Source organism: Burkholderia dolosa (assembly GCF_902499135.1).
Classification (GTDB): domain Bacteria; phylum Pseudomonadota; class Gammaproteobacteria; order Burkholderiales; family Burkholderiaceae; genus Burkholderia; species Burkholderia dolosa.
On sequence record NZ_CABVPR010000009.1, the window covers coordinates 44280 to 58757 of the forward strand.

A 14478-nucleotide genomic window follows, 5' to 3' on the forward strand; every position below is an offset into this window, starting at 1 on the left:
AACGATGGCAAAGATCTTCTGCGTTGCAAACCAGAAGGGGGGCGTCGGCAAGACGACGACATCGGTCAATCTCGCCGCAAGCCTTGCAGCGCAGGAGCAACGAGTACTGTTGATCGATCTGGACCCGCAGGGCAACGCGACGATGGGCAGCGGGATCGACAAGGCCGCGTGCGATGCGACCGTGTACGAAGTGCTGGTCGACGGCGTGTCGGTGGCCGACGCGCGCGTACGGCCGGAAGCCGTCACGTACGACGTGCTGCCTGCGAACCGCGAGCTGTCGGGCGCCGAGATCGAGCTGATCGGCATCGACAACCGCGAGCGCCGGCTGAAGGCTGCGCTCGAACGCGTTGCCGACGACTATGACTTCGTGCTGATCGACTGCCCGCCGACGCTGTCGTTGCTGACGCTGAACGGACTGTGTGCCGCGCACGGCGTCGTGATTCCGATGCAGTGCGAGTACTTTGCACTGGAAGGGCTGTCGGATCTCGTCAATACGATCAAGCAGGTTCACGCGAACATGAATCGCGACCTGAAGATCATCGGCTTGCTGCGCGTGATGTTCGATCCTCGCATCACGTTGCAACAGCAGGTTTCCGATCAATTGAAAGCGCACTTCGGCGACAAGGTGTTCGACGTGGTGATTCCGCGCAACGTGCGTCTGGCTGAAGCGCCGAGCTACGGATTGCCGGGCGTCGTGTTCGACAGCAGTTCTCGCGGTGCGCAAGCGTATCTCCAGTTCGGTGCCGAGATGATCGAGCGCGTGCGTGCGTTCGAAGCGTCCTGATTCCGATATGAGCGAAACGAGGAAGAAAGAGATGAACGCCGTACCAAAGAAGAAGGGTTTGGGACGTGGCCTCGAAGCGCTGCTCGGCGGCAGCGCCGATATCACCGAAGCGGTGAAGATCGAAGGCGCGCCGAGCACGCTTGCGCTCGGCAAGTTGCAGGCCGGCAAGTACCAGCCGCGCACGCGGATGGACGAGGGCAATCTGCAGGAACTGGCGGCCAGCATTCGCGCGCAGGGTGTGATGCAGCCAATCCTGGTGCGGCCCATTTCATCAGACAAATACGAAATCATCGCCGGCGAACGGCGCTTCCGCGCGGCGCGACTGGCCGGCCTCGAAGAGGTGCCGGTGCTGGTGAAGGACGTGTCCGACCAAGCCGCTGCGGCGATGGCGCTGATCGAGAACATTCAGCGCGAAGACCTGAACCCGCTCGAAGAGGCGCAAGGCATTCAGCGCCTGCTCGACGAGTTCGGTTTCACGCACGAGCAGGCGGCCGAGTCGGTCGGCCGTTCGCGCAGCGCCGTGTCGAACCTGCTGCGCCTGCTGAATCTCGCGGCGCCGGTGCAGACGATGCTACTGGCCGGCGATCTCGACATGGGCCACGCGCGTGCGCTGCTCGCGGTCGACGCCGCGACGCAGATCACGCTTGCGCACCAAGTGGTCAACAAGCGGATGTCGGTGCGCGAGACCGAGAAGCTCGTCGCGCAAACGACGAAGGCAGCCCCTGCGGTGAAGGCGCGCGCAAAGGACGACGGCGGCCGCGACACGCGCCGTCTCGAAGAGGAGTTGTCCGATCTGCTCGCGTCGACGGTGAAGATCAAGCTCGGCCGCCGCGGGCGAGGGCAGGTGATGATCGATTTCGGCAACCTCGATGCGCTCGAGGGCATTCTCGCGCGGCTGCGCGGCAACGTCGCCGCCGAAGAATAACGGGGAGAGCCGATGGAGAATACCGGCGCGTCGACGCCACGCCGGTTGTTCGGCTGGCTTGCTCAGGAGCCCGTGCTATCGGTGCTGGCATTCGCGCTGATCGTGCTGCAATGGTTGCGCCCGCAACCAGTTGCTGCACTGGCCGGCCTCGTCGACTGGCAGACCGTTGCGACGCTCGCCGGTCTGCTGATGCTGACCAAGGCGCTCGAGCTGTCCGGCTGCCTGATGTGGCTCGCGCACCGTATCGTGCATCACGTGCGCTCCGAACGCGGTCTCGCGATGCTGCTCGTCGGGTTCGCCGCAGCGCTCGCGATGTGGCTCACCAACGACGTCGCGCTGTTCGTCGTCGTGCCGCTGATGGTATCGCTGCGTGCGTTGACGCCGCTGCCGTTTCGGCGGCTCGTGATCGTCGTTGCGCTGTCCGTCAATGCCGGGTCGGTCGCGACGCCGCTCGGCAATCCGCAGAATCTTTTTCTGTGGCAATTGAGCGGCGTGTCGTTCGGCGGATTCGTGATCGCGCTCGGGCCGCTAGCGCTGGCGCTGATGGCGCTGCTGCTCGCGCTGACCGCATGTGCGTTTCGCGCGAAGCCGCTCGATCTGTCCGGCGATGTCGCCGAGTTTCCCGTGCAGCGCACGCACGCGGCGATCGCTACCGTGCTGTTTGCCGCGTTCGTGCTGCTCGCCGACGCGCACCATCCGTTGCCGGGATTGCTCGCGGTCGCGATCGTACTGCTCGCCGTCAAGCGCGACGCGGTTCTGAAGATCGACTGGCTGCTGCTGCTGATCTTCGTGCTGATGTTCGTCGTGCTGCGCAGCGCGGCCGCACTGCCGGCCGTACACGACGCGATCGCGCGTGCGCATCTCGACTCGCCGCTGCGGGTGTTCGCCGCGGGGGCGGTGCTGTCGCAGGGGATCAGCAACGTGCCGGCCGCGATCCTGCTGTCGGAATTCACGCGCGACTGGCGTGCACTGGCGTTCGGCGTGTCGGTCGGCGGCTTCGGCTTTGCGATCGGTTCGCTCGCCAACCTGATCGCGGTACGCCTCGCGAAGGAGCCGCGCATGTGGCTGCCGTTTCATCTCGTGTCGATTCCGTTCGCACTCGCAAGCGCGGGGCTCGGTGCATGGCTGCTCGTTCTTCACGGCTGAACCGCTGAACGGCTGCATGTCGACGATTCACGCACATCGTGTCTGGATCGACGGTGCGGCACACGGCATTGGCGGCATCCGCGCGCTGTTGATAACCGCGCCGATTCACAGTCGAACGTCTGTGACGGCGCGCGGCCGTTCGTCCGCATCGTCGCTGTCACCGGCGATCGCGGTGTCGTGAATCATCGTTCGATCGCGATCGATCGAACTGCAGCGCAGAGCTGCGCGCTTCTTGTCCGGGACGCCGCCCGCGATGAATCCATCTCCACGATCACGCCGACTTCCCGTCGCCGCAGCGACTGCGCGATCGGCGCGCACGCCGATCGAAACACGGCTCGTCGCGTGCTTGTCACCGCATTTCTGCGGCATCGAATTCCGCTGCAACGAAGCGACCTTACAACTGTCATCGTACGTCCGCGACCGACCGGTTTTACACATGACGACGCGTCGTTTTGCACAGGTTTTTGTCGCGTCTAAAGCCTTGAATCACTTGCAACTATCGCTTACAATCGCCCGGATTTGTTAGCTAGGCACCCCTGAAAGCTTTCGGAAAGTTTGGGGCCGGGTTCAAGGACTTTGCGGAAGATTGCGATGGCGGGTCAGGCGCCGAACGACAGGCACGATGATCACCGCGCGCAACGCACCGCTTCAGCGGCCGGCGAGCGGCGCGAGTTCGACGGCGACGACTGGGATGCCGAGCAGCAAGATAACAACATCGTTCCGCTTACACGGGCAGAAGCCGAGAAGCTGTTCGGCCCGAACGTGAGCAAGCCGTCGCGCGTGACGCCGTACAAGGTCGTGATCGCGCAGGTGGCACTGTCCCTGGTTGCAACGCTGGCGTGGTGGCTGTTGTCGAAGTCGCCGGGTGCCGCTGCGCAATCCGCGTTTCTGGGCGGGGCGATCGGCTGGGTGCCAAGCGCGTTGTTCGTGGCACGACTGAAGGCAGGTGGCTCGGCCACCGTGATGAGCTGGGTGGCAGGCGAAGCACTGAAACTCGGCGTGACGATCGGGATGTTCGCCGCAGTGGCGTACGGCTATGCCGGCGTTCATTGGCCGGCACTCCTCGTCACCTACCTCGTCGTGCTGAAGACGTACTGGATCGCGTTGGCCTGGCGGTAACGAACAACCAGCGTGCGGTTTCGACAGCGAGCCGCACCGGCTCGTTCCCGCAATAGCGTGTTGCGGAACGGGCAAAACGATTTTCGACAATTTGGGTGGCATTAACGATATGGCAGCTAGCGAAGGCACGCGTGGTCCGGATCCGTCCGAGTACATTGCGCACCACTTGCAGAATTTCTCCACCTCGCATCAGACGTCGATTTTCGACATCCACGTCTGGAATCTCGACACGCTGTTCTGGTCGATCGTGTGCGGCCTCGTGACGATCGTCCTGCTGCGCCTCGCCGCGCGCAACGCGACGTCCGGCGTGCCGGGCCGTTTCCAGTGCGCGATCGAGATGCTCGTCGAGATGGTCGAAGATCAATCGAAGGCCATCGTCCACGGCAATCGCACGTTCATCGCGCCGCTCGCTCTCACGGTGTTCGTGTGGGTCGCGTTGATGAACTCGCTCGACTTCCTCCCGGTCGACCTGCCGGGCCGCATCATTGGCCTGCTCGGCCTGTCGAACGTGATTTCCCACCATCGCATCGTCCCGACCGCCGACCTGAACGGCACGCTCGGCATCGCGCTCGGCGTGTTCGTGCTGATGATCTACTACAGCATCAAGATCAAGGGCGCGGGCGGTTTTGCGCATGAGCTGCTGTCGGCGCCGTTCGGCGGCCACCCGCTGCTGTGGATCCCGAACCTCGCGCTCAACATCGTCGAATACGTCGCGAAGACCGTCTCGCTCGGCATGCGGCTGTTCGGCAACATGTACGCGGGTGAGCTGTTGTTCCTGTTGATCGCCCTGCTCGGCAGCATGTGGAACTTCGGCGGCGATGCAACGTTCCTCGGCTTCGTTGGTCACGTGATCGCGGGCAGCGTCTGGGCAATCTTCCACATCCTGATTGTTCTGTTGCAGGCATTCATCTTCATGATGCTGACGCTGGTGTATCTCGGCCAGGCGCACGACAAGCACTAAGCGCGGCGTGCAAACAAGAGTCTTCGTTTTATTTTTTTAAATCTCAGTTCCAAGTCTTTTCACAAAGGAGTGATCATGCAAGCTTTCATCGCCAACATCCAGGGTCTGACCGCCATCGGTATCGGCATCATCATCGGCCTGGGTGCAATCGGCGCCTGTATCGGTATCGCGCTGATGGGCGGCAAGTACATCGAAGCGTGCGCACGTCAGCCGGAACTCATCAACCCGCTGCAAACGAAGATGTTCCTGCTGGCTGGCCTGATCGACGCGGCATTCCTGATCGGCGTTGGTGTCGCAATGCTGTTCGCGTTCGCGAACCCGCTCCTGTCGAAGCTCGCAGGCTAAGGTTCCTCGGAAATATGCGCGCGGCGTAACGCCGCCGCAGGGCGGAACGGAGACTTGGGCGCTGATCGAATGCAACTCGATGAGCGCCTTACCGTTTCATTTTTCCGGAATAGCAGATAAGGAAACACCGTGAATCTCAACGCAACTCTGTTTGCGCAAATGGTCGTGTTCCTGGTCCTCGCGTGGTTCACGATGAAGTTCGTGTGGCCGCCGTTGATCAACGCCCTCGACGAACGTTCGAAGAAGATCGCCGACGGCCTCGCGGCCGCGGAGAAGGGCAAGGCGGAACTCGAAGCAGCGCACAAGCGCGTGGACCAGGAACTCGCGCAGGCCCGCAACGACGGCCAGCAGCGCATCGCCGACGCCGAAAAGCGCGCGCAGGCGGTCGCCGAGGAAATCAAGGCCAACGCCCAGGCTGAAGCTGCCCGTATCGTCGCCCAGGCGAAGGCGGAAGCAGAACAGCAAATCGTGAAGGCGCGCGAAGCGCTGCGCGGCGAAGTCGCTGCGCTGGCCGTGAAGGGCGCCGAGCAGATCCTGAAGCGCGAAGTCGATCAAACGGCCCACGCCCAACTGCTGAATCAACTGAAAGCCGAGCTCTGATCATGGCCGAACTTGCAACCATCGCCCGCCCTTACGCAGAAGCGCTGTTCCGCGTGGCCGAGGGCGGTGACATCGCCGCCTGGTCCACGCTCGTGCAAGAGCTGGCCCAGGTTGCGCGTCTGCCGGAAGTGCTGTCGGTCGCGTCGAGCCCGAAGGTGACGCGTGCGCAAGTGGCCGAGCTGCTGCTTGCCGCGGTGAAGTCGCCGCTCGCGTCCGGCGCCGAAGCGAAGAACTTCGTGCAGATGCTGGTCGACAATCATCGCATCGCGCTGCTGCCGGAAATCGCCGAACAGTTCGAGGCGCTCAAGAACGAGCGCGAAGGTGCAGCCGACGCCGAGATCGTGAGCGCGTTCCCGCTGGACGGCGCGGATCTCGACAGCCTCGTCGCGAGCCTCGAGCGCAAGTTCAAGCGCAAGCTGAAACCGACGGTCGCAGTCGATTCGTCGCTGATCGGCGGCGTGCGCGTGACGGTCGGCGACGAAGTGCTCGACACCTCGGTTCGCGCGCGCCTCGCATCGATGCAGGCTGCCTTGACCGCCTGAGCGCCACGCCGGCACGCAACAGAATTGACTATCAGGAGCGAATAATGCAACTCAATCCCTCTGAGATCAGCGAGCTGATCAAGAGCCGGATCCAGGGCCTTGAAGCGAGCGCAGACGTTCGCAACCAGGGCACCGTGATCTCCGTGACCGACGGTATCGTGCGCATCCACGGCCTGTCGGACGTGATGCAGGGCGAAATGCTCGAGTTCCCGGGCAACACGTTCGGCCTCGCGCTGAACCTCGAGCGCGACTCGGTCGGCGCGGTGATTCTCGGCGAATACGAACACATTTCGGAAGGCGACATCGTCAAGACGACGGGCCGCATTCTCGAAGTCCCGGTCGGTCCGGAACTCGTCGGCCGCGTGGTCGACGCGCTCGGCAATCCGATCGACGGCAAGGGCCCGGTCAACGCGAAGCTGACCGACGCGATCGAAAAGATCGCCCCGGGCGTGATCTGGCGTAAGTCGGTGTCGCAGCCGGTGCAAACGGGTCTGAAGTCGATCGACTCGATGGTGCCGATCGGCCGCGGCCAGCGCGAGCTGATCATCGGCGACCGTCAGTGCGGCAAGACCGCGGTGGCGCTCGACACGATCATCAACCAGAAGGGCAAGGACCTGATCTGTATCTACGTCGCGATCGGCCAGAAGGCTTCGTCGATCATGAACGTGGTGCGCAAGCTCGAAGAAACGGGCGCGCTCGAATACACGATCGTCGTCGCCGCTTCGGCATCGGATTCCGCCGCGATGCAGTACCTCGCACCGTACGCGGGCTGCACGATGGGCGAATACTTCCGCGACCGCGGTCAGGACGCGCTGATCATTTACGACGACTTGACCAAGCAGGCTTGGGCATACCGTCAGATCTCGCTGCTGCTGCGCCGTCCGCCGGGCCGTGAAGCGTACCCGGGCGACGTGTTCTATCTGCACTCGCGTCTGCTCGAGCGCGCCGCGCGCGTGTCGGAAGAGTACGTCGAGAAGTTCACGAACGGCGAAGTGAAGGGCAAGAGCGGTTCGCTGACGGCGCTGCCGGTCATCGAAACGCAAGCGGGCGACGTGACCGCGTTCGTTCCGACGAACGTGATCTCGATTACCGACGGCCAGATCTTCCTGGAAACCGACCTGTTCAACGCAGGCATCCGCCCGGCAATCAACGCCGGCGTGTCGGTGTCGCGTGTCGGCGGTGCCGCGCAGACGAAGGTCGTGAAGAAGCTGTCGGGCGGTATCCGTACCGACCTCGCGCAGTACCGCGAACTCGCCGCATTCGCGCAGTTCGCATCGGACCTCGACGAAGCGACCCGCAAGCAGCTCGAGCGCGGCCGCCGCGTGACGGAACTGCTGAAGCAGCCGCAGTACCAGCCGCTGCAGGTGTGGGAACTCGCGGTGTCGCTGTTCGCCGCGAACAACGGCTACCTCGACGATCTCGACGTGAAGCAGGTGCTGCCGTTCGAGAAGGGCCTGCGCGAATTCCTGAAGACCAGCCACGCTGAACTCATCAAGCGCATCGAAGACACCAAGGATCTCTCGAAGGACGACGAAGGCGCGCTGCGCGCGGCGATCGAATCCTTCAAGAAGTCGGGTGCCTATTGATCCGCGAGTGACACACTGAGGCCGCGCGCGGGCGCCGATGCGCCCGCGCCGCTTCGGTGAGCGATGCATGAGCCCCGAGTAAAGCGCTGAAGCGCTAACTCGGGGCGCAAAGGAGCAAGCTATGGCTGGAATGAAGGAAATTCGCGGCAAGATCAAGAGCGTGCAGAACACGCGCAAGATCACGAAGGCGATGGAAATGGTGGCCGCATCGAAGATGCGCCGCGCGCAGGAACGCATGCGCGCCGCTCGTCCGTACGCGGACAAGGTCCGTGCCATCGCCGCGCACATGAGCCGTGCGAACCCGGAGTACCGCCACCCGTTCATGGTGGCAAACGACGGCGCGAAGACGGCCGGCATCATCCTCGTGACGACCGACAAGGGTTTGTGCGGCGGTCTGAACACGAACGTGCTGCGCGCGACGATCCAGAAGTTCAAGGAGCTCGAAGAGAAGGGCCAGACGGTCGAAGCCACCGCGATCGGCGGCAAGGGCCTCGGCTTCCTGAACCGCTTCGGCGCGAAGGTGATGTCGCAGGTCGTGCACCTCGGCGACACCCCGCATCTGGACAAGCTGATCGGCGCGGTGAAGACGCAGCTCGATCTGTACTCGGAAGGCAAGCTGTCGGCGGTCTATCTCGCTTACACGCGCTTCATCAACACGATGAAGCAGGAAGCCGTGATCGAGCAGCTGCTGCCGCTGTCGTCGGAGCACTTCGAAGCCGATGACGGTACGCCGGCCACGTCGTGGGACTACATCTACGAGCCGGACGCGCAGGCAGTCGTCGACGAACTGCTCGTGCGTTACGTCGAGGCGCTGGTGTATCAGGCCGTCGCGGAGAACATGGCGTCCGAGCAATCGGCGCGGATGGTCGCGATGAAGGCCGCGTCCGACAACGCGAAGACGGTGATCAGCGAACTGCAGCTCGTGTACAACAAGAGCCGTCAGGCCGCGATCACGAAGGAACTGTCGGAGATCGTCGGCGGCGCAGCCGCTGTTTAAGCGCGCGCCCGGGACGACAACTGCGCCTTTGCGCGAGTAAAGAATCAGGTATTTAAAGGAAAAGCGATGAGTACTGCTGCTTTGGTAGAAGGCAAGATCGTACAGTGCATCGGCGCCGTTATCGACGTGGAATTCCCGCGCGAAAGCATGCCGAAGATCTACGACGCGCTCATTCTCGATGGTTCGGAACTGACGCTCGAAGTCCAGCAGCAGCTGGGCGACGGCGTGGTCCGTACCATCTGTCTGGGTGCATCCGACGGCCTGCGCCGCGGTCTGACCGTGAAGAACACGGGCAACCCGATTTCGGTGCCGGTCGGCAAGCCGACCCTCGGCCGCATCATGGACGTGCTCGGCCGTCCGATCGACGAAGCGGGCCCGATCGAAAGCGAAACGAAGCGTTCGATCCACCAGAAGGCGCCGGCGTTCGACGAGCTGTCGCCGTCGACCGAGCTGCTCGAAACGGGCATCAAGGTCATCGACCTGATCTGCCCGTTCGCGAAGGGCGGCAAGGTCGGTCTGTTCGGCGGTGCAGGCGTGGGCAAGACCGTCAACATGATGGAGCTCATCAACAACATCGCGAAGGAGCACGGCGGCTACTCCGTGTTCGCGGGCGTGGGCGAGCGTACCCGTGAAGGGAACGACTTCTACCACGAAATGAAGGACTCGAACGTTCTCGACAAGGTCGCGCTCGTGTACGGCCAGATGAACGAGCCGCCGGGCAACCGTCTGCGCGTCGCGCTGACCGGCCTGACGATGGCCGAGTTCTTCCGCGACGAAGGCCTCGACGTGCTGTTCTTCGTCGACAACATCTACCGTTTCACGCTGGCCGGTACCGAAGTGTCGGCACTGCTCGGCCGTATGCCGTCGGCCGTGGGCTATCAGCCGACGCTGGCTGAAGAAATGGGCAAGCTGCAGGAACGCATCACGTCGACGAAGAAGGGCTCGATTACGTCGGTTCAGGCCGTGTACGTCCCTGCGGACGACTTGACCGACCCGTCGCCGGCAACGACCTTCGGCCACCTGGACGCAACCGTCGTGCTGTCGCGTGACATCGCGTCGCTGGGTATCTACCCGGCGGTCGATCCGCTCGACTCGACGTCGCGCCAGATCGACCCGAACGTGATCGGCGAAGAGCACTACTCGATCACCCGTCGCGTTCAGCAGACGCTGCAGCGCTACAAGGAACTGCGCGACATCATCGCGATTCTGGGCATGGACGAACTGTCGCCGGAAGACAAGCTGTCGGTCGCCCGTGCACGTAAGATCCAGCGTTTCCTGTCGCAGCCGTTCCACGTCGCGGAAGTGTTCACGGGTTCGCCGGGCAAGTACGTGCCGCTGAAGGAAACGATCCGCGGCTTCAAGATGATCGTCGACGGCGAGTGCGACCACCTGCCGGAACAGGCGTTCTACATGGTCGGCACGATCGACGAAGCCTTCGAGAAGGCCAAGAAGATCCAGTAAGGGTCATGTGGGACGGGAGTGAGCGCCGAGCGCTCGCTCCGGTCGACCGTCGTGGGGCTGGGCAGGCGCTGACGCGCCGGTTTCGGCCCGCTACGGCATGGATCGGAGTCGGCGCCGACGCGCTCGCTCCGGTCGACAGGAGTCGATATGGCAACCATCAAAGTAGACGTCGTCAGCGCGGAAGAGCAGATCTTCTCGGGCGAGGCGAAATTCGTCGCGCTGCCGGGCGAAGCGGGTGAGCTGGGTATCCTGCCGGGTCACACGCCGCTGATCACGCGGATTCGTCCGGGTGCGGTGCGCATCGAAGTCGAGGGCGGCAACGACGAATTCGTGTTCGTCGCGGGCGGCATTCTCGAAGTGCAGCCGGGCGCCGTGACGGTGCTCGCCGACACCGCGATCCGCGGCAAGGACCTCGACTCGGCGAAGGCCGAGGAGGCGCGCAAGCGCGCCGAGGAAACGCTGCAGAACGCGAAGTCGGACATCGACCTCGCGAAGGCGCAATCCGAGCTCGCGACCGCGATGGCGCAGCTCGAAGCGATCCAGCGTCTGGCGAAGATCCGCAGCCGGCACTGAGCCGCGCGTATCCCGCGAAAGAAAGCAGCCTTCGGGCTGCTTTTTTTTCGCCGTCGGCCGGTGATGCCCGTCGTTGCGTCCGGTCGTGCTATTTCATCCGTCCGCCGCGATTTGATGTCAGAGTGTCGTCAGCGGAGCGCGGCATCATCCGCGGTAAAGGTCGTCCGTCGCGATCTCGACGACGGGCGTCGGCGCCGGCCCCGCGCCGGGCCGATCAGACAAAAACGGACGGAGACATTCATGGCAGCAGACCTTGGCGTGAGGGCGCTGATCGCGCCCGAGAACGGCCTGTCGTACGTGCGCGGCGCAACCGATGTGCCGCTGTCCGAAGCGACGATCGGCCGATTCCTGCTCGATACGGCCGGCCGGTTTCCCGATCGTCCGGCCGTCGTGTTCCGCGAGCAGCAGGTGCGCTGGACCTGGCGCGAATTCGCGGACGAGATCGACGTGCTCGCGGCCGGCCTGGCGGCGCTCGGGATCGTGAAGGGCGATCGTGTCGGTATCTGGTCGCCGAACCGCAGCGAATGGCTGCTCACGCAATTCGCGACCGCGCGGATCGGCGCGATCCTCGTCAACATCAATCCGGCGTACCGGCTCGCGGAGCTCGAATACGCGCTGAACAAGGTCGGCTGCAAGGCGGTGATCGCGGCCGAGCGCTTCAAGTCGTCCGCGTACGTCGAGATGCTGCAGACGATCGCGCCGGAGCTGGCGACCGCGACACCGGGCGACCTGCACGCGGCGCGTGTGCCGAGCCTGCGTACGATCGTGTCGATGAGCGACGTCGCGCCGCCCGGCATGGTCCGCTTCGCGGACGTGATCGCGCGCGGCCGCCGCGCGGTCGATTCCGCGCTGCTCGACGCGATCGGTGCGACGCTCGCGTCGACCGATCCGATCAACATCCAGTTCACGAGCGGCACGACCGGCAGCCCGAAGGGCGCGACGCTCACGCACCGCAACGTCGTCAACAACGCGCGCTCGATCGCGCGCGCGATGCGCTTCACCGAGCACGATTCGCTCTGCATTCCGGTGCCGCTCTATCACTGCTTCGGGATGGTGCTGGCCGTGCTCGCATGCGTGTCCACGGGCGCTGCGATGGTGTTTCCCGGCGAGGCGTTCGATCCCGTCGCGACGCTCGCGGCCGTGGCCGAAGAGCGCTGCACCGCGCTGCACGGCGTGCCGACGATGTTCATCGCCGAGCTCGATCATCCGGAGTTCGCGAAATTCGACCTGTCGACGCTGCGCACCGGAATCATGGCCGGTTCGCCGTGCCCGATCGAGACGATGAAGCGCGTCGTCTCGCAGATGCATCTGTCGGAGATCACGATCGCGTACGGGATGACGGAGACGAGCCCCGTGTCGTTCCAGAGCTCGACCGACGATCCGCTCGAAAAGCGCACGACGACGGTCGGCCGCATCCAGCCGCACCTGGAAGTGAAGATCATCGATCCGAGCGGCGACATCGTGCCCGTCGGCGCGACGGGAGAGCTGTGCACGAAAGGTTATTCGGTGATGCTCGGCTACTGGGACGACGACGCGAAGACGCGCGAGGTGCTGATCGACGGCTGGATGCATACGGGCGACCTCGCGACGCTCGATGCGGACGGCTACTGCAACATCGTCGGCCGGCTGAAGGACATGGTGATTCGTGGCGGCGAGAACGTGTACCCGCGCGAGATCGAGGAATTCCTGTTCAGGCATCCGAAGATCCAGAGCGCGCAGGTATTCGGCGTGCCGGACCCGAAATACGGCGAGGAGCTGTGCGCGTGGATCGTGCTGCGCGCGAACGAGCAGATGACCGAGGATGACGTGCGTGCGTTCTGCCAAGGACAAATCGCGCACTACAAGATCCCGCGCTACATCCGCTTCGTCGACGAACTGCCGATGACGGTGACGGGCAAGGTGCAGAAGTTCGTGATGCGCGAGCGGATGATCGACGAGCTGAAGCTCGACGTGCAGAAGACCGCGTGAAGCGGCTCGATGCGGTGAAGAACGCGGCGGCCTGCGGGCCGTTGCGTTTTCGATGGACGAAAAAAAGCGGGCTTATGAGCCCGCTAAAAACCACACGCTACGGGGTTAGCGCGAGGAGACCAAAGTTGAAACCGAATCCGGCGGGGAGCCGGAAACGACTCCAACAGGGATGCCCCTCGGAAGGGCTTCGGTACGTGACCGACTGGCTCGCAGCGCTTCGCGTCCGCTCACACTTGGCACACGAGACCGCATCCGTGTTGAAACCGTTGAAGGCATTGTGGGCGAATTAACGCGCCGACGCGGTAACAAAGTGTTTCAGGTTGTAACGCCCGCCAGATAAGGTTTTCCGGGATTTTTTGCTGTTTTCGATATCCTGAAAAAGGTCGTTTTTACCCGATTTTTCCGCAGAGTTTTCATCGCATGCATATCCCACGTTTTTCATGCGTATACGGCTCAATGAATGGTCGATATGCACGCACGAAAATCGGTCGAACGCCGCGTGTCGCATGTGACGAGCGATTCGTCGGAAAGATTTTGAAACGTGATCGGCGGGCGCGATAGTCGGCCGTCCGGCCAATTTTCGTCGAATCGTCGCGGCGCGCTTGCGGTCGAAGCCGCACCGATCGCATCGGCGTCGATACCGTTGATCGGCCGCCGATGCATGTACTGTCGCTTACTTCAGCCATTTGTCCGAGATCGCCTGATATTCGTCGGTCGACAGCGCAAGGTGCAGCCACTGATCGACGTACTGCTGAAACACGACGTCGCCGCGCGGCACCATGTACGCCTTCTCGCCGAACTGGAACGGCTTGTCCGGATGCACCGAGCACAGCCCGGGATTCAGCTTTTGCTGCAGCAGCGTCTCGGACGCATCGGTCACCATCACGTCCGCCTTGCCCGCGAGAATCTGCTTGAAGATCGTCACGTTGTCCGGATAGACGGTCACGTTCGCATGCGTGAAATGCTGCTTCGCGAAACGCTCGTTCGTGCCGCCCGGGTTCACGATCACGCGCGTGTCCGGCCGGTCGATCTGGGCGACCGTCTGGTACTTGTCGACGTCCGCGCAGCGGACGATCGGCGCCTTGCCGTCGACCACGTACGGCTGCGTGAAGAACGCGCGCTTCTGGCGCTCGAGCGTCGTCGACACACCGCCGACCGCGATGTCGCACTTCGCGACGAAGTCGGCAGTGAGATTCGACCAGCTCGTCTTCACGTAGTCGGTCTTGACGCCGAGCGACTTCGCGAGCGATTCGGCCATGTCGATGTCGATGCCTTCGAAGCGGCCGTCCGGACGGTAGTACGAGTACGGCTTGTAGTCGCCGGTCGTGCACACGCGCAGCGTGCCGCGCGCGAGCACGTCGTCGAGCCGCGAGCCGCTGCCGGCCGACGCGGCGGTGGCGGGCGCAGCAGTCTGCGCGGTCGCGGCCGCGCAGCAGAGCATCGCAGCGGCGATCGTGGCGAATGTCTTCAT

General features: G+C 63.5%; 14 protein-coding genes. 13 read left to right on the plus strand and 1 reads right to left on the minus strand.

What is annotated here, in order from left to right; genetic code table 11:
* The first annotated feature begins 4 nt into the window (after positions 1–4).
* The 13 genes from BUB20358_RS06460 (at position 5) to BUB20358_RS06520 (ending at position 13007) form a co-directional block, all read left to right on the plus strand.
* Complete coding sequence (locus tag BUB20358_RS06460; protein ID WP_006762975.1) at positions 5–784, plus strand: ParA family protein; 780 nt, start codon at positions 5–7, stop codon at positions 782–784.
* A gap of 31 nt (positions 785–815) precedes the next feature.
* A complete protein-coding gene (locus BUB20358_RS06465; protein ID WP_035973219.1) occupies positions 816–1709 on the plus strand; it encodes a ParB/RepB/Spo0J family partition protein in 894 nt (297 codons plus the stop codon).
* A gap of 12 nt (positions 1710–1721) precedes the next feature.
* Positions 1722–2855, plus strand: a complete 1134-nt coding sequence (locus BUB20358_RS06470) for an SLC13 family permease (protein WP_006762973.1) — start codon at positions 1722–1724, stop codon at positions 2853–2855.
* A 591-nt stretch (positions 2856–3446) separates the two neighbouring features.
* Complete coding sequence (locus tag BUB20358_RS06475) at positions 3447–3974, plus strand: ATP synthase subunit I (protein WP_006762972.1); 528 nt, start codon at positions 3447–3449, stop codon at positions 3972–3974.
* Between the two features lie 109 nt (positions 3975–4083).
* Positions 4084–4935 carry a F0F1 ATP synthase subunit A gene (gene atpB, locus BUB20358_RS06480; protein WP_006762971.1) on the plus strand — a complete coding sequence of 284 codons (852 nt, stop codon included), beginning with the start codon at positions 4084–4086 and terminating at the stop codon, positions 4933–4935.
* Positions 4936–5010: 75 nt separating this feature from the next.
* Positions 5011–5280 (plus strand): F0F1 ATP synthase subunit C, encoded by a 270-nt coding sequence (atpE, locus tag BUB20358_RS06485; RefSeq protein ID WP_004195828.1) that lies wholly within the window; start codon positions 5011–5013, stop codon positions 5278–5280.
* 129 nt (positions 5281–5409) lie between these two features.
* Positions 5410–5880, plus strand: coding sequence for a F0F1 ATP synthase subunit B (locus BUB20358_RS06490; protein WP_006401466.1), 471 nt, complete (start codon positions 5410–5412; stop codon positions 5878–5880).
* A 2-nt stretch (positions 5881–5882) separates the two neighbouring features.
* Entirely contained in the window at positions 5883–6422 is a 540-nt protein-coding gene (locus BUB20358_RS06495; RefSeq protein ID WP_006762969.1) for a F0F1 ATP synthase subunit delta, read from the plus strand.
* Between the two features lie 44 nt (positions 6423–6466).
* Positions 6467–8008, plus strand: a complete 1542-nt coding sequence (atpA, locus tag BUB20358_RS06500) for a F0F1 ATP synthase subunit alpha (protein ID WP_006762968.1) — start codon at positions 6467–6469, stop codon at positions 8006–8008.
* Between the two features lie 121 nt (positions 8009–8129).
* Positions 8130–9005: a F0F1 ATP synthase subunit gamma gene (gene atpG, locus BUB20358_RS06505; RefSeq protein ID WP_006762967.1), complete on the plus strand. Its 876-nt coding sequence runs from the start codon at positions 8130–8132 to the stop codon at positions 9003–9005.
* A 66-nt stretch (positions 9006–9071) separates the two neighbouring features.
* Positions 9072–10466 carry a F0F1 ATP synthase subunit beta gene (atpD, locus tag BUB20358_RS06510; protein ID WP_006762966.1) on the plus strand — a complete coding sequence of 465 codons (1395 nt, stop codon included), beginning with the start codon at positions 9072–9074 and terminating at the stop codon, positions 10464–10466.
* 147 nt (positions 10467–10613) lie between these two features.
* On the plus strand, positions 10614–11039 hold the full coding sequence (locus BUB20358_RS06515) for a F0F1 ATP synthase subunit epsilon (RefSeq protein ID WP_006762965.1): 426 nt from the start codon (positions 10614–10616) through the stop codon (positions 11037–11039).
* 240 nt (positions 11040–11279) lie between these two features.
* On the plus strand, positions 11280–13007 hold the full coding sequence (locus BUB20358_RS06520; protein ID WP_006762964.1) for an AMP-binding protein: 1728 nt from the start codon (positions 11280–11282) through the stop codon (positions 13005–13007).
* A gap of 673 nt (positions 13008–13680) precedes the next feature.
* On the opposite strand, the gene BUB20358_RS06525 is transcribed toward BUB20358_RS06520, so the two are convergent.
* Positions 13681–14478: a transporter substrate-binding domain-containing protein gene (locus tag BUB20358_RS06525; RefSeq protein WP_006762963.1), complete on the minus strand. Its 798-nt coding sequence runs from the start codon at positions 14476–14478 to the stop codon at positions 13681–13683.

Coding starts and splice junctions, on each gene's coding strand:
- BUB20358_RS06515 (WP_006762965.1), top strand. CDS start 10,614: ATGGCAACCATCAAAGTAGACGTCGTCAGCGCGGAAGAGCAGATCTTC.
- BUB20358_RS06520 (WP_006762964.1), top strand. CDS start 11,280: ATGGCAGCAGACCTTGGCGTGAGGGCGCTGATCGCGCCCGAGAACGGC.
- BUB20358_RS06460 (WP_006762975.1), top strand. CDS start 5: ATGGCAAAGATCTTCTGCGTTGCAAACCAGAAGGGGGGCGTCGGCAAG.
- BUB20358_RS06470 (WP_006762973.1), top strand. CDS start 1,722: ATGGAGAATACCGGCGCGTCGACGCCACGCCGGTTGTTCGGCTGGCTT.
- BUB20358_RS06475 (WP_006762972.1), top strand. CDS start 3,447: ATGGCGGGTCAGGCGCCGAACGACAGGCACGATGATCACCGCGCGCAA.
- atpE (WP_004195828.1), top strand. CDS start 5,011: ATGCAAGCTTTCATCGCCAACATCCAGGGTCTGACCGCCATCGGTATC.
- BUB20358_RS06525 (WP_006762963.1), bottom strand. CDS start 14,478: ATGAAGACATTCGCCACGATCGCCGCTGCGATGCTCTGCTGCGCGGCC.
- atpB (WP_006762971.1), top strand. CDS start 4,084: ATGGCAGCTAGCGAAGGCACGCGTGGTCCGGATCCGTCCGAGTACATT.
- atpG (WP_006762967.1), top strand. CDS start 8,130: ATGGCTGGAATGAAGGAAATTCGCGGCAAGATCAAGAGCGTGCAGAAC.
- atpA (WP_006762968.1), top strand. CDS start 6,467: ATGCAACTCAATCCCTCTGAGATCAGCGAGCTGATCAAGAGCCGGATC.
- BUB20358_RS06465 (WP_035973219.1), top strand. CDS start 816: ATGAACGCCGTACCAAAGAAGAAGGGTTTGGGACGTGGCCTCGAAGCG.
- atpD (WP_006762966.1), top strand. CDS start 9,072: ATGAGTACTGCTGCTTTGGTAGAAGGCAAGATCGTACAGTGCATCGGC.
- BUB20358_RS06495 (WP_006762969.1), top strand. CDS start 5,883: ATGGCCGAACTTGCAACCATCGCCCGCCCTTACGCAGAAGCGCTGTTC.